Consider the following 22,152-nt stretch of genomic DNA (forward strand, 5'->3'; position numbering starts at 1 on the left):
GCGCGGTTTACGTTCCTTGGAACGAACCATCGCTTCAAAAAGTTTGACATTCCCCAAGGTTTGACGCCAATTTATTGATAAAGTACAAATAAGGTACAAAAAAGCCCGTGATCCTAAAAGCGGATTGCGGGCATGAACTATTTCGCCTGACGTCAGGCTCTTATCCAGTTATTATAACATGCGGGAATGCGGTTCATCCCTAAATCTTCAGGCCATAAATATTTCATGCCCCAAAAGATTAACGGGATAGACCATTCACACGCTTATCGCTCCCGGTGTTACCGATGCGCCTCATATTGGTTGGCGCGGCTGATCGCCTGGATCGATTGGATGTCCTGAGGCGATAAAGCTTCCATATCCCCTGCAGCCAGGTTATGCAGCAGCTGTTCAAGCGAGCTCGCCCCGGGAATGGTGCAGGCCACAGCGGCATGGGCCAAAGCATAACGAATCGCCAGCTGGGACAAATCCCGGCCTTTTCCAAACGCTTCAAGCCTCTTGAGCGCGTCGAGCAGCTCTTGTTTGCTGTAATCCAGGTATCCCTTCTCCGCTTTGGCTTGTCCTCGGTCCGACAAGATGCCGCGGGCAACGGGACCCCGGGCAATCGCGGATATTCCGTTCTCCTCAAGCAGATCAAAAACCGTTTCCTCCGGTCTCCGGTCCAGGATGCTGTACTGGCTCATGACGCTGACGATATGGGATTTAGCGACATATTCGCGGATGACGTTCGGCCGGATGGACGATATGCCGTAATATCGAATCCACCCTTCCCGCTTCAGTTCTTCAAAAGCTTCAATCGTCTCTTCGATCGGATCATCCAGCGTCCCCCCGTGAAGCTGGTACAGATCGATATAATCCGTACCCAGCCTGCGCAGACTGTCCTTAACGGCTGATTTGATGTAGTCCTTCGAAGGATCCCATACCCAGCCCTCCTGTCCCGGCACGCGGCGGTTGCCCACTTTGGTGGCGATGATGACGTCCTCGCGCCGGCCCTGAATCGCTTTGCCTACCAGTTCCTCGTTGCGGCCTTCATCATATAGGTCCGCCGTATCCAGAAAATTCACGCCCCGATCCAACGCTTCATGAATAAGCTTCACCGCTTGTCCTTCGTCCGTACCCAGCGACATGCAGCCCAGCCCGATTTCGCTTACATACAATTCCGAAGAGCCCAGCCGGTTGGTTTTCATCGTTCATCTCCTCCTCTTCCATCATGATGAATAAGGTTCTACCTCTTTACTTACCCTAAAATATCGATCCAGATCTTGACCGCCGTCACTGCAATGAGAAGAGCCAAGGCGTACCTCAGCAGGCGGACGTTCATCTTGCGGCTGATAATCGCGCCGATGGGGGCACCCATCAGGCTTCCGGCAACGGCAAACAGGGACGGCCAAATCGGAATGTCGCCCGAGGCGATTTTGCCGATAACGCCCCCGACCGCGGACAGAAAGACGATCGCGAGCGAGGATGCGATGGTGATCCGCGTCGGGATCTTAAGAACCGTCAGCATAATGGGGATCAGGATAAAGGCGCCGCCGGCCCCGACGATTCCGGCAATGCCGCCGACAATAAAGGCAGCTCCCATTGCAATCCATGCATGGTAAGTCACCTCGCTAACCGATCTGTTCTCCATGGATGCCCGGGTCGGCACGATCATCAATAACACCGCGATTACCGCCAGTAATCCATAAACCACGTTAATCGTTCCGCTCGTCATGAGCATCGAGGACAGGCTCCCGATCAGACTGCCAATCAGGGTACTGGCCCCCATCTGGATGACCAATCGCTTGTGAACGTACGACTCACCGCCGCGCGAACTCATCCGATTGGTTAGCATGCCTGACAAGGAAGCAAAAAATACCTGCAGCATACTGATGGACGCGACCTCCTTGGAGGTGAAAGCCTCCAGTCCAAACCAGGAAGGTACATATAAAAGCAGGGGGAAATTAATGATCGCTCCGCCTATTCCCAGCAGCCCTGAGAAAAAAGAACCGATGATACCTATAAAGACCATGACTACAAGTTGCACTATCAAGGTGATCGATCTCCGTTCATTTGATATCGTTGCCGGGCACATTGCTATTGAATGTGCCTCGCTGTTGATTTATAATAAACCCAAGTATTTGTATCGGAAATTAAGGAGGTGTGTGGTGATCATGTTGAATAAGCTGAAATTTCTTTTCCAGGACCGCTGTCCCGACTGCGAGCAGAAGCTGATCTCCAGGCAAGAAGACATGGCAACGATCAAGCACTGCCCGGATCACCACTACACCGAAGAAATATATAACCAGCTGGGCGTTACGATCGTGTATCATCCCAGCAAAGACAATGGTTCAACATGATTATTTCATAATCGTTAACAAACCTGGGTACAGCGCTTTATTCCTAAATCTCGGTCGATTCCCGTACGGCAAGCCTGACCAGGAGCAGAACCGCGATCTCGGCCGCCATTACGATGAGCGAGCACAGTAAGAACACAAGGAACATATCGCCTGAATCCAGATTTAAAACGAATGGGTACACGATCAGCCACAGGAGCTGTCCCGCCATAAATAAGCCCAGCCGGAAGCTTGCCTTGTGATCCAGTCCGGACGCGTTACCCGCGAAATGCGCCTGGACGCCTTTGCAAATTCCGTAAATCAATACGGTATGCAAGCAGAGGGCAGGCAGCTGGATCCATACATCCTTCGCGGATTGCACGGGTAAGCCGTCTATCCCCGCTTCGGTAAACCAAAACAATTGTAACACCGACCAGGCCATCAGCAGCCAAGCCGACAGATGCCCTGCCTTAAAATATCCGTTCAACTTCTGGAGCCGCCATAGTCCCGAAGCGATCAGCAGGTACCCGAGCATATCGGGCAACATATCCACCGAGTCCAGCTTAAAGTCGACAAGTACAATCAACAGGCCCCAGCCCATACGCCCGTAAGCCCTACTCTGGTGTCCTCCTGCTATCCCGGACAAATTCCGACAATTCTTGATCCGTCGGTCTCGGGTGATAGGGAATTACCGTTTCTCCATGCCACTGGCGACCGCTTTCCTCCATAAAGGTCGTTTTCAATAGGAGCTGGTAAACCTGCAAGCTCTTCTCAAGCGACGGCATATCAAATTGGTGGCTGATTCTAATGGAATCCCCTTTATGAATGTTAAGTGGAAGCTGAATCTCATCGATGGGCTCGCCTCTTAACTCGATGTGCGCTTCCGAAGGCTGCGACCGGTAGCTGGTACCTGGTATTTGACTTGAAATGTCGGCATAGATTCGGAGATGCCCCTCTAGAGCGATATCCAGCAGTTTCGAGGAGAACGCCGTTAACTGTACCGGACGCTTCACGACAGCGGAGTCGTATCCCGAATGATCGGAGGAAGATCCGCCGGATGTCCACGATATCGGATCGTGCTCTTCCTGACGATATACGCCGGGCCAAACGTATATTTCCCCGACATTCACTTGCTCCGAGCTTCCGTCGGAATACTGCGCGGTAACTTCCCGAATAAGAATCGGCTCCTCCAGCTTCTCTCCCGTCCCTTTTTGCTCGGGGGCATTTAAGTTCACCATCATTTTTCCTAAGTACTGCCTCTGATACTCCGCATATCGGGGATAGGGCGTGACGATCTGTCCAGGGTAACCTTCGATCCGGATGGAGCTCAGCCTCTTATCCGCTTGTTTGTCCTCCACATAATACAAGTCGAATACGCGGCCTCCCCCTTCCCTTGTCTCCACATGATGCTCGAGAAATACGGTTCTTCCCAGTTGGTTGGCTTCGTAATACCAGACATTCCCGATCCAGCTGCAGGCTGCGAGCAGGATGGCGAGCACGTAATACCATTTCTTGCCCATTGACCCTCCATATGTAGCATGCGTTTGTTCCATATTCTTTAACTATCTTAACACGTAATATCGAAGAAGAGGGTTTGAACTGCGTTAATTTTTCCGTCGACTTCCTGCGGGAGAAACCCGGCCCGAATTGAAATAACGAACCCCCTTCGTGGACAGACTAGTTGAAGCCACCCTAAAATCAAGGAAGGTGTCCATGATGAATCCATCGATCGAAGAGGTTACGAACTGGCTTCAATCCAATAGCAACCGCACGCTGCACATATCCAAGCAAGAAGAGAAGGATCAAGACCAGGTTGAATTACGGCTGGAACGATTTGAACATCAGCAGCAGCAAGCGCAGTCCATCGACGGGTACGGAGATCGCCACGCTCTTCTGTTGCACGGTCCCGGCGTGGTCATCACGGCAGGCCACGAAGCCCCCCTGCCAAGCAATGCCTTCGTCATCGGGCTGGACGGGTTGACGGCCGCGGAGGTTCAAGACCGTCAAGTGGTGCTCACAACGGAACGCGGCATTTATTCCATCACGGCGACCTGAAAGCAGCCGGTTATAGAAACAGCAAGAACCGCCAGAGAGTGCTTCTCTGGCGGTTCTTTTGGCTTCTCCCGCAGCTTGACTTGATGCCGGATCAACCTTGATATTATGTCGCGCTCGGGACGCGGATGGGTTCCGCAGGCTTTTAGTAAACAGCTTATACCCGTTCGAATCTCCAGATAAAGCTTTGGAAATCGCCGTGCATCGGCGGAACGGCCAAGCCGGCGTTCATCAGCCGGTCTCCGCCGTAGATGTTCCCGTCCTCCAGGCACTTGTAATCCCCTTCCGGATCCAGCCCCATCGTACGCAGCCACCGAATCGGTTCATTCGCCTCGCTTAAGATGCGGAAATAATACAGCACCGCTTCCGATCGATCCTCGGAGACGATCGTCCAGGCCGCTTCATTCCCTTCGAACGGGTTCCGAAGGCGGTAGAAATCCCCGAACTGCACGAGATGCCGAATCTCTTTGTACAGCTTTACCTGCTCGCGGACCTCCTCCTTCTCCTGTTCGCTGAAGGCAGTCAGGTCCAGCTCATAACCGAAATTGCCCGACATTGCCGCGTGTCCTCTCGTCCGCAGCGAAGTATTCCGGTGCACCTGATGGTTCGGAACGGCGGACACATGCGCTCCCATGGAGCTGAGCGGATAAACCAGGCTCGTTCCGTATTGAATCTTCAATCGGCTGACGGCATCGGAGTTATCGCTTGTCCACGTCTGCGGCATGTAATACAGCATTCCCGGATCGTAGCGTCCGCCGCCCCCGGAGCAGCTCTCGAACAAAATATGCGGGAACTCCGTCGTCAGCTGTTCCATCACCCTGTACAGACCCAGCATATAGCGATGGGCCGTTTCCCGCTGGCGCTCAGGCGGCAGCGCAGCCGATCCGATCTCCGTCATGTTCCGGTTCATGTCCCATTTCACGTAGGTGATCGGCGCGCTTCTCAGGATGCCGCGAACCATATCGGCCACCGCGTCGCCTACTTCCTGGCGGGAGAAATCCAGGATCAGCTGCTGTCTCCCTTCCGTCCGCCGGCGCCCTTCCACGTGCAGGCACCAGTCGGGATGCTGACGGTACAGATCGCTGTCCGGCGATATCATTTCCGGCTCAAACCACAAGCCGAACTGCATATCCAGACCGCGTACCCTCTTCACGAGATCCTCGAGGCCGTCGGGCAGCTTGTTCTTGTCAACGACCCAATCCCCGAGGGAAGTCGTATCGTCGTTGCGCTTGCCGAACCATCCGTCGTCCAGCACGAACAGCTCGATGCCGAGATCCCGTCCCGCGCTTGCAATCTGCTCGATTTTATCGGCATTGAAGTTGAAGTAGGTTGCTTCCCAATTGTTCACCAGCACCGGGCGCGTGACATCCCGGAATTGCCCCCGGCACAGCCTGGTGCGGTACATTTTATGATAGCGTCTGGACATGCCGCCGAGGCCCTCCGCCGAGAAGACCATCACCGCTTCCGGCGTCTGGAACGACTGTCCCGGCTCCAGCAGCCACGTGAAGTCGAACGGATTCAATCCCATCGTGACCCGGGTCGTATCGTATTGGTCCACCTCGACCTGTGCGGAGAAGCTGCCGCTGTATACCAGACTGAAGCCGTACACTTCGCCGAACTCTTCGCCTGCCCCCTCGGACAGCAGCGCTAGGAACGGATTGTGGTTATGGCTGCTTGACCCCCTGCGGCTCTCGATGCCCTGCATGCCCGGGGATAGTCTTCTGCGCTGCACATGGCGCTCTCTCGCCCATGCCCCATGGAGATGCAGCAGGTCATAACGGCTGTGATCCATATCCACGCTAGCGCTCATGGCACGCAGCAGCGTCATGTTCTCCTTGCTGTCGTTGCGGAAGGTTACGGAGCGGGAAATAGCGTCAAACGCCTTCATGACCGTATAAGACAAATAAATCGTCAAACCGCTTACCCGATCAAACAGTTCCAGCTCCAGCGTATCCGCCTCGTCATCCTGTTCCGTGTATACGGCAGGCAAGCCCTCAAGCTTCGGCTTGCCGCTGTAGATCCGGTGACGGACATATTCCGCCTCGGTGACCGTGGTCCCGTTAGCCAGCTGTACCTGATATGCAGGCTGCCGAAAATCGCCGCTGCCATAGCCCGGGTATTCCTGAGGCAAACTGTCCAGGGAGAAGGAAGCATCCTCGCGAAACGGCGTCGGCGAAAAGGATGCTCTTCCCCTCCGTTCCAGCAATCCTAGGACGCGGTTATCGCGAATCCGGCGTCCCCAATAGGCATGCGCAGGATAAACGCCGCGCACCAGCTCAATCACATAACTTGACCGATCGCTCTGGAGATGGAATATCCCCAGATCTTCATGGAAATGTATACTCACTGCTTTTGCCCCCTAACCAAGGTCCGAGTAAGATCTCCTTGCTCTCTTTAAGACCGGGCGGCGGCAGCCCGTTCCAGAATCATGACGTCCCTTCCCGGAATCGTGACATGGCCCGTAACCTGCCGGCTGCCCAGGAGATCGAATGAATTGGCAGAACCTGCATCAAACGTCATCTCTTCGGCATTGTGGTTCAATATGAACAGATAGGAGTTTCCGTCCTTCACCCGTTCCACCACCTCTACTCCTTGTGGTGTATCCAGCAGCGGCTTCACGCCTTGTTCTTCGCACAGATTGGCAAGAAACCCTTGCAGGAACTGCGCATCCGGACTGCTGGCCACATAATAGGCCTGCCCTTCGCCAAACGCATTCTTCGTTAAAACAGGCGTGCCTTTGTAGAAGTCGGATCCGTACTCAGCCAAAACCTCCGCCGTCTCCGCATGGATGACATCGCACAAAATTCCACATGGATAACTTCCACGCAGCGATCCCCAATCCTGCTTCATGTCGATCTGATTTTGCATTCCGGGCAGCAATGCATCGATTTCCTCAGCCCAAATGCCGGTCACGCTGCGCAGCTCGCCCGGATGACCTCCGAGGGTCACCAGATCGTTCTCATTGACGATGCCGCTGAAGAAGGTGGTCACGAAGGTTCCGCCCTGCGCTACGAACCGCTCCACGCGCTGGGCAACGCCCGGCTTCACCATGTACATCACGGGGGCAATCACGATATCATACTTGCTTAGATCCTCTTCGACGCTGATGATATCGGTCTGGATATTCTGCTGATACAGCGCGTCATAATATTTATGAACCTCATCCACGTAGTTCAGTGCTTTGGAAGGCCCGCTTGACAGCTCCAGCGCCCAGCGGTTCTCCCAGTCATACATGATCGCCACCTTGGCGTCCGAACGGGAGTCGAGCAGCTTGTCTCCGAGCTGCTGCAGCTCATGCCCCAGCTCCGCGCACTCCCGGAAGACCCGGGTATGCTCATGTCCCACATGCTCGATCAATGCGCCGTGGAATTTCTCGCACGCCCCCACGGAACGGCGGAGCTGGAAGAACATGACCGTATCCGCGCCGTGCGCTACGGCCTGATAACTCCACAGCCGCATGACGCCGGGACGCTTCGCGGAGTTGTAGGGCGACCAGTTCTGAACGCTCGGAGTCTGCTCCATCAGCATGAACGGCTGTCCGCTTCTCAGCCCGCGCATCAGGTTATGCGACATCGCCGTAAAGCTCACCGGCGTATCGATCGCGGGATAGTTGTCCCAGGACACCACATCCATATGCTTCGCCCACTCGAAGTAATCCAGCTCCGGATAAAAGCCCATCAGATTGGTGGTGACCGGAATATCCGGCGTGACCTTCTTCAGCTCATCTCTTTCCAGTCGGTAACATTGCAGCAGGCTGTCGGACTGAAAACGGCGGTAATCCAGCGATATTCCCTGGAAGAACGACCGGTTTCCGCCGAATTCCTCGCTGAGCGCATTCGGTACCACGATCTCGTCCCACTCGTAGAAGGTATGGCCCCAAAACCCGGTATTCCATGCGGCGTTCAGCTTATCCAGCGACCCGTAACGCTCTTTCAGCCAGACGCGGAACTGACGCTCGCAGTTGTCGCAATAACAATACCCGCCATACTCATTGGAGACGTGCCAGATGACCAGCGCCGGGTGATCCTTGTACCGTTCAGCCAGCTTGCGCGCCATCAGCACGGAGTATTTGCGATAGGTCGGGCTGTTCGGACATGAATTATGGCGGCCGCCGAATTTGCGTTTGCGTCCATCGTAATCGACGCGCAGGATGTCCGGGTATTTCTTGGCCATCCAAGCAGGGTGCGCTCCCGTACTGGTTGCCAAACAGACGTGAACCTGCTCCTCCGCCAGGCGGTCCATAATTTCATCAAGCCACCCGAAATCATAGCTTTCCTCATCGCGCTGCGTTTTGGCCCAGGAGAATACATTGAGGGTCGCCACGTCGACGCCCGCCAGCTCGAACATTCGCAGGTCCTCTTCCATCGTTGCCTTATCCCATTGCTCGGGGTTATAGTCCCCGCCATACCATATCTTAGGAAAACGTTGATTAATCATAGAATTGCCTCCTTCGTAGACTCTGCTATAGAAAAGAGGTACCATCCCCTATCTTGTCGGACAAGGGATCATACCTCTTATGAACGGTCTGCTAACTTAAATTTTGCATGGCTCTTTACTTGCTCAAGCTATCCCAGGATGTCTGCATATCTTCAAGCATTTTGTTCGTATCGGATTTGCCGGCGAAGAATGCCTGCATCGCGCCGGAGAACTCCTGTGCCGCGCCGTCAGGGAACTTCGCGGATTGTCTTGGCAGCACTTTGCCTGCCTGCACGTACTCCCATACGGCCGAACCCAAGTCGCCCATATCCTCAGGCGTTGCTTCGATGGTCTTCAAGGCCGGGATGAATTTGAATTTTTTCACGATGTACTCTTTGCCGATATCGGATGTGACAAACCAGTTCAGGAAGATCTTCGCTTCTTCCTTCGACGCGGAATCTTTGTTAATGACCAGGTTCGCAGGTACGCCGACGTTCAGCTTGTCATTTTGCTCCGCATTGTCGCCAAGCGGCATCGGCAGGTAGCCGAGATTCAGATCCGGATTGATGGCATCGATCTCGGTTTGAGCCCAGTTCCCGTTCTGCATCATGGCCGCTTTACCTGTAGCCAGCAGGGAAATGGCCGTATTGTAGTCGGTGGTCAGCGGGTTCTTGTTGCCGTGGTCCAATGTCAGCTGCATCAGCTTGGTCCACTCTTCGAACTTCCCATTGCCCACGAATTTTTGCGTGCCGTCGTTCAAGCCCTGGATAAACGCATTCGGGTCATCCTGCTGGGCGAATGCCGGGTTAATGCCCTGGTTGCCGATCAACCACCATTCCTGGTAAGCGTTCGCAAAAGGAGTTATGCCTGCGGCTTCCAGCTTCTTCGCGGCATCCGCCAGCTGGGTATACGTTTTAGGAAGCTCGGTAATGCCGGCCTGCTCAAACAAATCCTTATTGTAGATGTAACCCCATCCTTCAAGGTTCATCGGCATGCCGTATACTTTACCGTCTTTGGTCATCGGCTCTTTCGCCATGTCGACCAGATCGTTCACCCAAGGCTGATCGGACAGATCCTCTAGACGGTCGATCCACATCTCCATCTCGGCGTCGCCGCCATTGGAGAAAATATCCGGCGCATCGTTGGATGCGAATTTGGTTTTCAATGCAGCACCATAGTCAGCGCCGCCGCCTACCGTTTGAATATCCAGCTTGATGTTCGGGTATTCCTTCTCGAATTCGACTTTAAGCTCATTCAAGCCGTCCACGATCTCGGTTTTGAATTGAAAAATCTTGACCGTTTTGATATCGCCGGAAGCTCCATTCGAGCTTCCGCCCTGGCCTTCTTCCGACTTGCCGCCGCAAGCTGCAAGCAGCAGCGAGAAAGCCAGCAGCATAACGAGTGATAATTTCATTTTGTTCATCTTTACTACCCCCTGATAATGATTATATATAAAGATGGAAAAACCGGTAATGGGCGAGGCGCCCGCTGCCCTTACCCCTTAACGGAGCCGGCAGCGACGCCCTCAACGATGTACTTCTGCAGTGACAGGAAGAAGATGATGATCGGCGTAATGCCCAGCACGAGCGCCGGCAGCGCCATATCCCACTGCTTCGAATACTGCCCGAAGAAAGCAAAGGTCGCAAGCGGAATCGTCCGCAGTTCAGGACTTTGCAGGATCAAGGATGGCAGCAGATAGTCGTTCCAGACCCACAGGCAGTTCAGGATGATGACCGTTACCATCATAGGTTTCAGCATCGGCATAACGATGCGGGCAAATACCCTGAACGGAGAAGCGCCGTCGACCGTGGCAGCCTCTTCGATCTCCAGCGGAATGCCTTTCACGAAACCGTGGAACAGGAAGACCGACAGCGGGATGCCGAGTCCGAGATAACTGAGAATCAGACCCACGATGCTGTTGTTGACGCCGAGAAAGTTAATGACCTGCAGCAATGGAATCATAATGGATTGGAACGGAATGACCATGGCCGATACGAACAGCATGAACACGATTCGATTGAATCTCGTATTGGACCGGACCATCCGGTAAGCTGCCATCGCGCTCAGCAGGGCAATGATCAGATTGCTGATGACCGTAATGATGATGGAGTTCGTGAATGCTTCCGGAAAGCGGGTCATTTCCCAAGCCTTGCTGTAGTTGTCAAAGTGAAAGGCCGTTGGCCAGTTGGCCGCGTCGACCATAATATCGCCAAGCGATTTGACCGAGTTCACCAGCAGGAAGTAGAACGGTGCCAAGAAGATCAAGGCAACAATGACCATCACGATCTGCAGTACGATCGTGGAGGCCGACATGGGAGGTTTCTTCGATCTCATTAAGCTTCAACCTCCTTCTGCTTCGTTAAACGGACTTGAATGAGCGTAATGACGGCGACGACCAGGAAGAAGATCAAGGACTTGGCCGTGCCGAGACCGTACCGGTTGTTCAGGAACGCCTCGTTGTACACGTTCATCGCCAGCGATTCCGTGGAGCGGTAAGGTCCGCCCTTGGTCAGCGACAGGTTCAGGTCGAACATTTTGAAGGACCAGGAAATCGCCAGGAACAAACATACGGTAACCGCCGGCATAATAAGCGGAACGATGATGCTCTTAAGCACTTGGAACCGGTTGGCCCCATCAATCTCGGCAGCTTCCATGACTTCCTTGGACACGTTCGTAATGGAGGCGATGTAGATGACCATCAGATAGCCTGACGACTGCCATACGAATACCATGATGATGCCCCAGAAGCCGGTTACTTCGTCGCCCAGCCACGGAAGATTAAAAAACGGAATTCCCGTCGCTTCGCCAACGGTTGCAAAGCCTTTTATGAAGATAAACTGCCAGATGAAGCCGAGCAGCAATCCGCCGATCACGTTCGGCATGAAGAATATCGTCCGCAGCCAGTTGCGCGCCCGAATGTTTTTCGTTAAGAAGTAGGCCAGGAAGAATCCGACCAAATTCGTGAGAAGCACCCCGACGATCGTAAATTTGGTGGTGAACCAGAAGGATTGGGCGAATGCGCTGTCATTTGTGAAAATCTGTTTGAAATTGTCCAGCCCGACCCATTCGACGTTCCCGGAAACGCCGTTCCAGTCGGTAAACGAGTAATACATCCCCATCACAAATGGGATAATGATCGTAATACCGAAAAACAGCAGCGCGGGTCCGATATAAACCAACTGCTGCGTCAAAGCAGCCGTTCTCTTGCTGTTCATGTTAATCCCCCTCCGCTTGTCCTATCGTTTCTCTATCCATTTCTCTATGATTTAATTATGCTAAGATGAAGACCTTGGGACTACCATAGGATGTGAACTAATTGGTATAGAAAATTGATCGGCGGTGAATTTATTGAACTGGAACTGGAACAGCATCCGCACCAAACTGATTACCTTCATGATCATGGCGACCATCATTCCGACCACCATTTCCATGATCATCAGTTACGTCATGACAACCAACTCGCTCAAGGAACGGGCCGTTGTTGAGAATATGAACCTTCTCTATCAGGGACGGTTGAATTTGGAGAGCTATTTGGAAGAGATGAACCGTAGTTCCCTTACGGTCTACTCGGATCCGGATTTTTTCCGCAGCCTCTATTACAGTCATGAGAACATCAACGCCAGCGGCAGGCAATCCGCCACGCTGCAATCCATTCAAAAAGCCATCAGCGGCTCCAGGCAGGTCTATCTTTACGTCGACGGCAAACGGGAAGCCACGTTATTCGCGCAGGATATCGCCAGAAAAACAAGCGAGGTCAACCTCTATCCCGAGATTCCCGATCTTCGTAACGATACGGTGGTCCTTCAGCCGCCGCATCCCCTTCATACGTACGGGTTTCAGTTAGCTTATCCCTATGAAGCCGATCAACAAGTATTCACGATGTACCGGGTCATTGAACGGGTCCCTTCAACCGAACGATTAGGCATTCTCGCCATCGATTTGGACATGGATTTCCTGAGCCGGATCAGCGGCCAGCTGTTCCAGCCTGATCATGAGCAGCTGTACATTGCCAATGAAGACGGGTATATCATGTATTCCGGCGATGACGAAATGCTGGGACAACAAGTCCAGGCGGACTGGTACGCCAGCATCAAGCAATCCGGCAAGAAGGAAGGCCATTTCGAGTATAACAACAAAATCTATTTATATAACAATATCAAGACGTCGGTCAGCGACTGGACGATGATCAAGGAGATTCCTTCCTCGTATATTTTAAGCAGCGCGGACAAAGCTGCCTTCGTCAATATTTTGCTGATCGGCGTGTCCCTTATTCTCATCATCGCGGCCACGATCTGGATATCGGTCTATATCACGGCCCCGATCCGCGAATTGGTAGGCCTCATGAGCCAGGTCAAAAGCGGACGAATGACCGTGGATATCTCGTCCAATCGCAAAGACGAAATCGGAGCCCTCCATCGCAGGTTCGGCAGCATGATGGATACGATCAACAACCTCATCCTGCAGGAATACAAGCTGAAGCTGGCGAACCGGACCAACCAGCTCCGGGCGCTGCAGGCGCAGGTGAATCCGCATTTCATGAACAATGCGCTGCAGACCATCGGCACCCTTGCGCTGGAGCATGGCATGAAGAGGATCTACTCCCTGATCTCCGCTCTGGCCCGGATGATGAGATACAGCATGTACAATACGGACAAGCCGGTCACGCTGGCCACGGAGCTCGATCATATCAAGGATTACGTGGAACTGCAGAAGGAACGATTTGAGAATCAGTTCGACTTCCGTTACGATGTGGATGAGTCGACTCTGCAGGTGTTGATTCCGAAGATGCTGATTCAGCCGCTGATCGAGAACTTTTTCAAGCATGGCATGAACCCCTTGGAGCAAGACAATTTCATTGCGCTCACAAGCCGGCGCCTATCGGCCTCGATCGTGCAGATCACGGTCGAAGATAACGGAAACGGGATGCAGGAGGAGCCGTTCCAAGCCCTTCAGGAGCATTTGCTTCGGATGGAAGAGTTGGATCTGGAACAGCTTCAGGTTGTGTCCGAGCTGGAGACGGAAGACAGCAGCGGAATCGGACTCATCAACATCATGACGAGGCTGAGGCTGTACTATCGTGGAAAATCCAAATTCAACATCGAAAACAACCAGCCGCACGGCTTTCGTGTAGTGCTGACTATAAATGTGGAAGGTGAAACGGATGAAGGCATTGATCGTGGATGACGAGTCTCGCGTGCGCAAAGCCATCCGCCTGCTGGTCCAGTGGGAAGCGCACGGGATTACCGATATAGAGGAAGCGGCCAACGGGCTGGAGGCGATGGAGCTGATCCCGGCGTTTCGGCCCCATCTTGTGCTGATGGACATGCTGATGCCCCTCAAAAGCGGCGTGGATCTCATGGAATGGATTCATAAGCATTACCCGGACATCAAATTCATCGTCATCAGCGGGCATGACGATTTCGAATTCGTGCGCAACACCATCTGGTACAGCGGCACGGATTATATCCTGAAACCCATCGAGGAGGACGTCATCAACCAAGCGGTCGCCAAGGCGACCGCGGCCTGGAAGGCGGAGGAACAAGAACGCCTTGCGGCGCGGCAGCAGCATGTTCAGGTGAACGAGTACCGGCCGGTCTATTCGGAGAAGCTGTTATCCAGCCTTATTGATGACAGAAGCGCCCATTCCCAGGTGGTCAACCGCCTCAGGGATGAAGGCATCGTGCCGGCGCAGACCAACGCAATACGCCTGGCCGTCATGCAAATCGACAAGTCAGATCATGCGCTGTACGGCCGCTTCGGCCACCATCAGGATCTGCTGATGTTCGCCTTGTTGAATATTTGCAATGAATTTCTGCAAAAGGACCGGATCGGGATTGCTTTCCGTCCATTCGGATCGCCGCATCAACTGGTTCTCTTATTGTGGGAACAGCTCGCCACCGTCCCTACGCTGCTTCAAGAGATCAATAGCGGGATGTTTCGGACGCTGTCGCGCCAGATGCATTTTGGCATAAGTCCGGAAGGTCAATATCCGGTAGACGTTCCCGAGCTCTATGCCCAATGCTCGAATGCCCTGCGTTCGCGTGATTTAACGGTCCTGAACCATTTCATCCACGATGCCGAGCAGCTGCGACGATCCGGAATGGATCATCATCGGGGCGTCCAGTTCAGCGGGTTCGAGGATACCTGGAAGCTCGCTGTGCTTAGCGGTCAGCCTGCTCCCATTGGCGAGGCCGTCGATTCGTTCCTTGCCGCCATCCGAAAAAGCGGCGTTCTCACGCCCGAGCTTCTGGAGCGATGGGACCGCGAAATTGATCGGTTCGCCAATCACGTCATTCATGAAACCGCGAACCCGTCGTCTGAGGCCTTGTTGAAATTGTACAAAGAGGAAAGCGCCACCATCGAACGGCCAAGCCCGGACAAATATGTATGCTCCCTGGCAGAATGGCAGCAGTATTGGGATCAATTAATGAGCCTGCTGGCCTCGGCGCTGCAGTCCCAGAAGCAGACGGGGCAGGACCTGATCCACGACATCACGGCATTTATCGAGCAAAACTATCAGAACGACGTATCACTGTACGATATTGCAAACCGGTTTCACGTAAGCCGGGAGTACATCTCCCGCAAATTCAAGCAGAAGCACGGGATTAATATCCCCGAGCATCTGAACCGGATCCGCATCTCGAAGGCCAAAATCCTGCTGCAAAATCCGGGGCTGAAAATGGCCGCGATTTCCGAAATGGTCGGCTTTAAGAACGAGAAATATTTCAGTCTTGTTTTTAAGAAACAAGAGGGCATTTCGCCCAAGGAATTCCGAAAGCTGCACGAGAAGGATGCCTAGAATGGGCAGCGGTCGATAAGCTTCAGAGATAAAATAAAGCAGAGGAGGCGGGAGTCCCCGCCTTCTCTGCTTTTTGTTAAGAGCGCTTCAAGCTGTCCACTCTTCTTGGAAAGCCCTTATGTTATCTCTATCCCAACCGCTTCTCTAATATCAACACGCCTCGTGCCGGCACTTCGCAGATATCCCGAAGCTCCTCCCCTGTCAGCAGGTCAACATAGGCTTCCCCATCCAAGGACACGGATTTGCGCTCGGGCATGTGATTGAGCACAAAGATAAACTCCGCGCCCTCCTTCACCCGCTTTGTCACCTCAATGCCTTCGGGAGCGTTCAGGACAGGCTTAATGCCATGGTCGCTGCATATCGTTTGCATCAAATCTCGCAGGAATTTAGGCTCCGGGCTTGTGGCCACATACCAGGCCTTCCCTTGTCCGAAAGCGTTCACGGTCAACGATGGCATGCCTTGATAGTAGTCCGAGCCGTATTCGGCAACGACCTCAGCTCCCTCGGCTTGGATCACGTCGCACAGAATGCCGCAGTCGTAGGTGCCTTCCAGCTGGCCTTTCCGGCCCCGCATTACCACCTGATTCTGCTGGCCCGGAAGCAGCGCATCAATCTCCTCGGCCCAAATTCCCATGACCTTGCGCAGTTCGCCCGGGTAACCGCCCAGCGTCACCAGATCATTCTCGTTCACGATGCCGCTGAAGAAGGTCGTCACAAAGGTGCCGCCTTGCGATACAAAGGCCTCCACGCGTTCTGCAAATCCCAGTTTGGCCATATACATCACCGGCGCGATGACAACGTCATACTTCCGGAAGTCCTCTTCCACGCTGATCATATCGGTCTGAATATGCAGCTGGTGCAGGGCATCGTAATATTTATGGACCTCGTTCACGTAATTGAGGGCGACGGTCGGACCGCTCGACAGGTCAATGCCCCACCGGTTCTCCCAGTCGTAGATGATCGCGACTTTGGCATCGGAACGGGCATCCAGGATCCGGTCTCCCAGCTGCTGCAGCTCCTTGCCCAGCTCGGCGCACTCGCGGAATACGCGGGTATGTTCATGTCCGACATGCTCGATGACCGCGCCGTGATACTTCTCGCAGGCTCCGATCGAACGGCGCAGCTGGAAGAACATCACCGTATCCGCGCCGTGGGCGACCGCTTGATAGCTCCACAATCGCATTACCCCTGGGCGCTTGGCCGAGTTATACGGCTGCCAGTTCTGAACGCTCGGCGTCTGCTCCATCAGCATAAAGGGCTGACCGCCCTTAAGCCCCCGCATCAGGGCATGCGCCATGGCGGTATAGCTGTACGGGGTATCCAGCGACGGATAGTTGTCCCAGGATACGACATCCATCTCCTTGGCCCATTTGAAATAGTCCAGCTCCGGATAAAAACCCATAAGATTCGTGGTCACCGGTATATCCGGCGTGAGCCGCTTCAATTCATCCCGCTCCAGCTTGTAGCAGTCCAGCAGGCTGTCGGACTGGAAACGGCGGTAATCCAGGGATATGCCTTGGAAATTCGTCCGGTTGCCGGACCACTCCTCGCTTAAAGCGTTAGGAACGACGATGTCTTCCCAGTCATAGAAGGTGTGGCCCCAGAAGCGGGTATTCCATGCCTTGTTTACGGCATCCAGCGTGCCATATCGCTGCTCGAGCCAAGTCCGGAATGCCGCGGCGCAATTGTCGCAGTAGCAGTACCCGCCATATTCGTTCGATACGTGCCAGATCAGGACGGCCGGATGATCCTTATAGCGTTCCGCCAGCTTGCCTGCCATGATTGTGGCGTATTTTCGGTAGGTGGGGCTGTTCGGACAGGAGTTATGGCGTCCGCCGAATTTGCGTTTGCGGCCCTCGTAGTCGACGCGCAGCACATCCGGGTATTTGCGCGCCATCCAGGCCGGATGGGCTCCCGTGCTCGTTGCCAAACAGATATACACCCCGTTCCGGTACAGCCGGTCAATCGTCTCGTCCAGCCAAGCAAAATCGTACGTATCCTCATTCGGCTGACTCAAAGCCCAGGAGAATACATTTATGGTGGCTACGTCGATGCCCGCCAGCTTAAACATGCGGTCATCTTCCTTCCACGCTTCCGCATCCCACTGCTCGGGATTATAATCCCCGCCGTACCACATTTTCGGCAGCTTTTCGTTAATCATCAGTATTCAGCTCCTTTAGCCTTCATCAATTCGTATCCGGTTATCGTTCATCCAGCCATGCTCGAGATTAGCCCTTATTCACAATGCCTCCATGGCAGCCAATGCGATCTGGTAGGTCATGCCGCTCACCGTCTCAAAAGAAAGCCGATCTCCCGTCGTCACAACGCTCCCGTCTTCCCTTCGAACGGCGAGAGGTTGGGAATATTGAATTCTGCAGATCCGGCCATGCGTAGAGGTTATGCTTGCGGACGCAAGAATGCCGCCCTTCCATTCCATGTCCACGATAAATCCTCCGCGGGCCTTCAATCCTCGCACGGAGCCTTCTGCCCACGCTTTCGGCAGCGCCGGCAGCAGCTGAATGGCATCCAAATGGCTCTGGAGCAGCATTTCCACAAGTCCGGCGCTGCCTCCAAAATTCGCATCGATCTGGAACGGGGGATGGTCCCCGAGCAGATTGGGGTGCATGGAGCGGGAAATCAGGGTTCGGACATAATCATAAGCCTTCTCCGGCTGCTGCAGTCGGGCAAACAGGTTAATCAGCCATACGCAGCTCCAGCCCGTATGCCCCCCTCCGTGATCGATGCGCGACATCAGCGTACGATAAGCAGCTTCTGCAAGCTGCGGCGTATCTTGGAGGGTAATATCGGAGCCGGGGTACAATCCGTACAAATGGGATACGTGCCGATGTCCGGGCTCCGCTTCCGGATACGGCTTGCTCCATTCCATGAGCCTGCCCTCGTCATCGATGGCGTAAGGGAGCAGGCGCGCGACCGCAGCTTTCCATTCCTCCCGCAGTTCATCATCTTGCTCCAACAGCTGCGAAGCTTCGATGCAGTTATGGAATAAATCACGAATGATGGCCATATCCATGGTCGAACCTGCCGACACGCTGCAAGGCAGGCCTTCCGCGGTAAGAAACTGATTCTCCGGCGATGTCGACGGGCTGGTCACCAGATGCCCTTTCCCGTCTTCAATCAGCCAATCCAGGCAAAACAAAGCGGCTCCACGCATCAGCGGATACGCCGTTTCCCGCAAGTATTCAAGATCCGGGTGGAATTGATAACGCTCCCATAGATGCCGGCACAGCCAAGCACCGCCCATTGGCCAGAAGGCCCACATGGCTCTGCCGTCGCTCGGACTGGCCATTCGCCATAAATCCACGTTATGATGGGCGACCCATCCACGGGCGCCATAGTGAATCTTCGCAATCCGGGCACCGCTTACGCTAAGCTCCCGGATCATTTGGATGAGCGGCTCGTGGCACTCGCTCAGACGCGTCGTTTCCGCCGGCCAATAATTCATCTCGGTATTGATATTCGTTGTGTAATCGCTGTTCCATGGCGGCTGGACATGGGGATTCCATATGCCCTGCAGATGGGCGGGCTGTGTACCCGGCCGGGAGCTGGCAATGAGCAAATATCTTCCGAATTGGAACATCAGCGCTTCGAGCGCAGCATCCTCCCGTCCTTCCCGGTACGCTTCCATCCGCTCGTCGGTGGCTAAAGCTGCTATGGAACGCTCATTCTCTGGACGGCCAAGCTGAAGCTCCACGCGTCTGAACAAGGCTTGATGGTCTTGGACATGCCGTGAGCGCAATTGTTCAACACCATGCCGCATGGCGCCCTGAAGTCTCTCCCTGCATATGCCGGACGGATCGGTACCGCCAGAACCCGGAGAACGATCGAAGCCTTCAAAATTCGTAGCAGCCGCAACCAGCAGCGTAACCGAGCCTGCCGCGCAAATGCGCATGCCGCTGTCATCGACCGTCACCTGACCGCTGTCCGTCAAGGCCAGCAGCCTCATTTCGTACCGAATGCCCAGCCCATCCTCATAAAGCACCGACCCGGGATGATCGCCCCTGTAATTATCAGCAATATGAGTCGGAGCATGGCCATGCAACACCAGCGTCCCGTCTTCCTCTGTACGCGTACGATGCTGCAGCGGTGAACGTAACCCGATCTCCAATTGGATGGATCCGCTCCCCGAGCATTCATAATGGATAACCCCGACCTGGTCAACCGCACTGATGAACATATCCCTGCTGAAAATATGATCGGAGCCGCCACCTTGAAAACGAGTGGAAGCAATCCCCGTATCCAGGTTCAGTTCGCGCCTGTATTCCGAGCATGAATCCCCTATTCCCGACTGTCGGATCAACAGATCTCCTAACGGCAAAAAGGACTCCGTATTTCTGCCAACCATCCTGCCCTCGATCAACTGTTCGGCTTCGGCATTCTTGCCGGACGCAATCAGTTCCCTCGCCTTTGCCAGATACCGGAGAGCCTCGTAATTATTCGTGTCCCGGGGAAAGCCGGACCAGAGCGTATCTTCGTTCCATTGAATGCATTCTTCCTGCACGCCTCCGAACACCATGGCGCCAAGGCGGCCGTTTCCAAGCGGAAGCGCTTCTTCCCACTTGGCCGCAGGCTTCCGGTACCACAGGGTTGTGTTCTTATGCTCTGCTGAATACAGCGTAATCCCCCCTTATGTCCAATGATTTATAAAGGTCTTCTCGAAGAGCGCCTGAAATCCTTCATCTATGGTTGTATTTCTTCTAATAAATTGAGGTCCGCGATTATAACAGCAGCCTGCCTTGAATAGCGGCAAAAGGGACCGCATATTGCCGGCCCCTTCGATTCGCCTCTACCTTAATTATTCCAGAGTTCCACCCGTTCGCGTACCAATTGGGTGTATTCCTGCTCCATTTTCTCGGCGCCGGCATCATTCAGTTCTTTGATGAACTGGTCATACAGTGCATCGAATTTCGCCGGATCGGCAAGAATGACTTCCGGAATCCGCTTCCGGGTAATCTCTTCCACCTTTTTGTACGTGATATTGATATTGGAGTCGCTCGGTACCGGAATGTTGTATGCAACGCCCCACGGCTTCACATCAAATTCCTCTTGTTTCGGCCACAGGTCTTTCCACATCTCCGCGCCGTACGCTTTCAGCGTTTCCTTCGCGGCCGGCGTATAATTCTCGATGATCGTCTCCGGGAAGTTCGTTGTGTAATAGTTATCCGTCGAATCCTTCACGCCGTCGCCGTAACGAGGGAACATCGCATTGTACAAGCCGATTCCTGTTTCCTTCGTGAAGTTGGCGTTGTCATAGGTTTTGCGCTCTTGGACGTCTTCAGGAATAACTCGCTTGCCGTCCACCACGTTGTAATGCTCGCCTTCAATACCCCAATTCATCAAAACTTGCCCTTCTTCGGAAGCCAGATAATCCAGGAACTTGATGATTCGAACCGGATCCTTGGCGGATGTCGTAATGCCTACGCCCCATCCGGCGACGTAACCCGTGTCTTGGAACGTTGCATCCTTCGTGGACTCATCCAGCTGGATCGGGAATCTCGCATAGGTGCGGTTTTCCTTGCCGGAAGTTCTCAGTGCGTTCGTTGCATTGCCGAAGCCCCACTCCTGATCAATGACGCCAAGGACGCGGCCGGAGGAAATTTTCGCTTCGTATTGGTCCGTCTTCTGCACGAACGTTTCTTTATCCAACAAGCCCTCGGCGTTCATATGATTCAGCCAGCGGAAGTATTCCTTCTCTTCCGGCCGCTTGTAATGAAGCTTCGCCTCGGTTGTTTCCGGGTCGATATAGTATTCGCCGTCATCCGATACGCCTGTCGCGATAAACGCCGGGTTCGTTACCGAGATCATGATTCTCCATCCGTCCGCATTCAACGTCAGCGGAATCGTCGGCTGGCCGTCAATGGTCGGGTGTTTCTCGGCATAGTCTTTCAGCGCTTTCTCATAATCCTTCACCGTTTTCAGTTCAGGGTATCCGAGTTCTTTCAGCACCTCATGCTGGATCTGGAACGTGCCGCCGGCATCGAGTGCCTGATGATCCACTGCCGCAAGCGTCGGAAGGACATAGATGGCCTCATCCTCGTTGCTCCATTTCAGGCGGCTCATATATTCTCCGTACACCTTCTTGATGTTTGGCGCATGCTCTTCGATCAGATCCGTCAGATCGATAAACGCCCCGGAATCCACGAACAGATTGGCGTCCCCCTTGGCAAATACCAAGTCAGGGTATTCCCCGCTCGCCACCATCAGCGGAAGCTTCTGATTGGAGCCGTCCACCGCATATTCGGCTTGGATCGTAATGCCGGTCTTCTCGGTCAGCTTCTTCCCGACCGCATCCTGCATGTTGGCCCAGTTTGCATTGGAATCCGCGCTGTAATACGTCATGGTCATCGGCTCGAGCTTCTCTTCCTGCTGCGTATCGCTTCCGCCGCTGCCCTCATCGCCGCCGTTTGCGCTATTGTTGCTGTCGCCGTTGCCGCACGCCGCCAGAACGAATGTAGCCATCATCATGATCGCGAGCAGGAGCGACAATCTCTTCTTATGTTTCATTGCTATACCCCCTAAATCGATTTTTGATCATTTATCGTATAACAGGACGTT

General features: G+C 54.0%; 16 protein-coding genes. 4 read left to right on the forward strand and 12 right to left on the reverse strand.

Annotated elements, in window-relative coordinates; all coding sequences use genetic code 11:
* Positions 1 to 278: 278 nt before the first annotated feature.
* Positions 279 to 1,184: an aldo/keto reductase gene (locus RB297_RS26170; protein ID WP_375121795.1), complete on the reverse strand. Its 906-nt coding sequence runs from the start codon at positions 1,182 to 1,184 to the stop codon at positions 279 to 281.
* 50 nt (positions 1,185 to 1,234) lie between these two features.
* The gene (locus RB297_RS26175) at positions 1,235 to 2,029 is read right to left on the reverse strand and encodes a sulfite exporter TauE/SafE family protein (protein WP_375121796.1); all 795 of its coding nucleotides are present in this window, start codon (positions 2,027 to 2,029) and stop codon (positions 1,235 to 1,237) included.
* 121 nt (positions 2,030 to 2,150) lie between these two features.
* On the opposite strand from RB297_RS26175, the gene RB297_RS26180 reads away from it, so the two are divergent.
* Entirely contained in the window at positions 2,151 to 2,336 is a 186-nt protein-coding gene (locus tag RB297_RS26180; RefSeq protein WP_015737517.1) for a hypothetical protein, read from the forward strand.
* A 43-nt stretch (positions 2,337 to 2,379) separates the two neighbouring features.
* On the opposite strand, the gene RB297_RS26185 is transcribed toward RB297_RS26180, so the two are convergent.
* Entirely contained in the window at positions 2,380 to 2,898 is a 519-nt protein-coding gene (locus tag RB297_RS26185; protein ID WP_375121797.1) for a hypothetical protein, read from the reverse strand.
* 28 nt (positions 2,899 to 2,926) lie between these two features.
* The gene (locus tag RB297_RS26190; RefSeq protein WP_375121798.1) at positions 2,927 to 3,832 is read right to left on the reverse strand and encodes a hypothetical protein; all 906 of its coding nucleotides are present in this window, start codon (positions 3,830 to 3,832) and stop codon (positions 2,927 to 2,929) included.
* Positions 3,833 to 4,025: 193 nt separating this feature from the next.
* Here RB297_RS26190 and ymzB point away from each other — a divergent pair, with 193 nt between their 5' ends.
* Positions 4,026 to 4,367, forward strand: a complete 342-nt coding sequence (ymzB, locus tag RB297_RS26195; protein ID WP_096776919.1) for a protein YmzB — start codon at positions 4,026 to 4,028, stop codon at positions 4,365 to 4,367.
* Positions 4,368 to 4,521: 154 nt separating this feature from the next.
* On the opposite strand, the gene RB297_RS26200 is transcribed toward ymzB, so the two are convergent.
* The 5 genes from RB297_RS26200 to RB297_RS26220 form a co-directional block, all read right to left on the reverse strand.
* A complete protein-coding gene (locus RB297_RS26200; protein WP_375121799.1) occupies positions 4,522 to 6,711 on the reverse strand; it encodes an alpha-galactosidase in 2,190 nt (729 codons plus the stop codon).
* 47 nt (positions 6,712 to 6,758) lie between these two features.
* Complete coding sequence (locus RB297_RS26205) at positions 6,759 to 8,801, reverse strand: beta-galactosidase (RefSeq protein WP_096776917.1); 2,043 nt, start codon at positions 8,799 to 8,801, stop codon at positions 6,759 to 6,761.
* A 115-nt stretch (positions 8,802 to 8,916) separates the two neighbouring features.
* On the reverse strand, positions 8,917 to 10,203 hold the full coding sequence (locus RB297_RS26210) for an ABC transporter substrate-binding protein (RefSeq protein WP_096776916.1): 1,287 nt from the start codon (positions 10,201 to 10,203) through the stop codon (positions 8,917 to 8,919).
* A gap of 71 nt (positions 10,204 to 10,274) precedes the next feature.
* A complete protein-coding gene (locus RB297_RS26215; RefSeq protein WP_015737524.1) occupies positions 10,275 to 11,114 on the reverse strand; it encodes a carbohydrate ABC transporter permease in 840 nt (279 codons plus the stop codon).
* Entirely contained in the window at positions 11,114 to 11,995 is an 882-nt protein-coding gene (locus RB297_RS26220; RefSeq protein ID WP_009594044.1) for a carbohydrate ABC transporter permease, read from the reverse strand. The genes RB297_RS26215 and RB297_RS26220 overlap by 1 nt, the downstream gene beginning before the upstream one ends.
* Positions 11,996 to 12,119: 124 nt before the next feature.
* Between RB297_RS26220 and RB297_RS26225 the strand changes: the two genes are divergently transcribed.
* Entirely contained in the window at positions 12,120 to 13,964 is a 1,845-nt protein-coding gene (locus RB297_RS26225) for a cache domain-containing sensor histidine kinase (RefSeq protein ID WP_249732910.1), read from the forward strand.
* A complete protein-coding gene (locus RB297_RS26230; protein ID WP_096776915.1) occupies positions 13,942 to 15,579 on the forward strand; it encodes a response regulator transcription factor in 1,638 nt (545 codons plus the stop codon). Before RB297_RS26225 ends, RB297_RS26230 begins: the two co-directional genes overlap by 23 nt.
* A gap of 127 nt (positions 15,580 to 15,706) precedes the next feature.
* Here RB297_RS26230 and RB297_RS26235 read toward each other — a convergent pair whose 3' ends face one another.
* The 3 genes from RB297_RS26235 to RB297_RS26245 all read right to left on the reverse strand — a co-directional run bounded on the left by RB297_RS26235 (position 15,707) and on the right by RB297_RS26245 (position 22,101).
* Positions 15,707 to 17,740 carry a beta-galactosidase gene (locus tag RB297_RS26235; RefSeq protein WP_096776914.1) on the reverse strand — a complete coding sequence of 678 codons (2,034 nt, stop codon included), beginning with the start codon at positions 17,738 to 17,740 and terminating at the stop codon, positions 15,707 to 15,709.
* A 78-nt stretch (positions 17,741 to 17,818) separates the two neighbouring features.
* On the reverse strand, positions 17,819 to 20,218 hold the full coding sequence (locus RB297_RS26240; RefSeq protein WP_096776913.1) for a glycoside hydrolase family 95 protein: 2,400 nt from the start codon (positions 20,216 to 20,218) through the stop codon (positions 17,819 to 17,821).
* 170 nt (positions 20,219 to 20,388) lie between these two features.
* Positions 20,389 to 22,101 carry an ABC transporter substrate-binding protein gene (locus RB297_RS26245; protein ID WP_096776912.1) on the reverse strand — a complete coding sequence of 571 codons (1,713 nt, stop codon included), beginning with the start codon at positions 22,099 to 22,101 and terminating at the stop codon, positions 20,389 to 20,391.
* Between the last annotated feature and the right edge of the window lie 51 nt (positions 22,102 to 22,152).

It is taken from the genome of Paenibacillus sp. CR_12 (assembly GCF_041953985.1).
GTDB classification, from domain to species: Bacteria; Bacillota; Bacilli; order Paenibacillales; family Paenibacillaceae; genus Paenibacillus_AQ; species Paenibacillus_AQ lautus_A.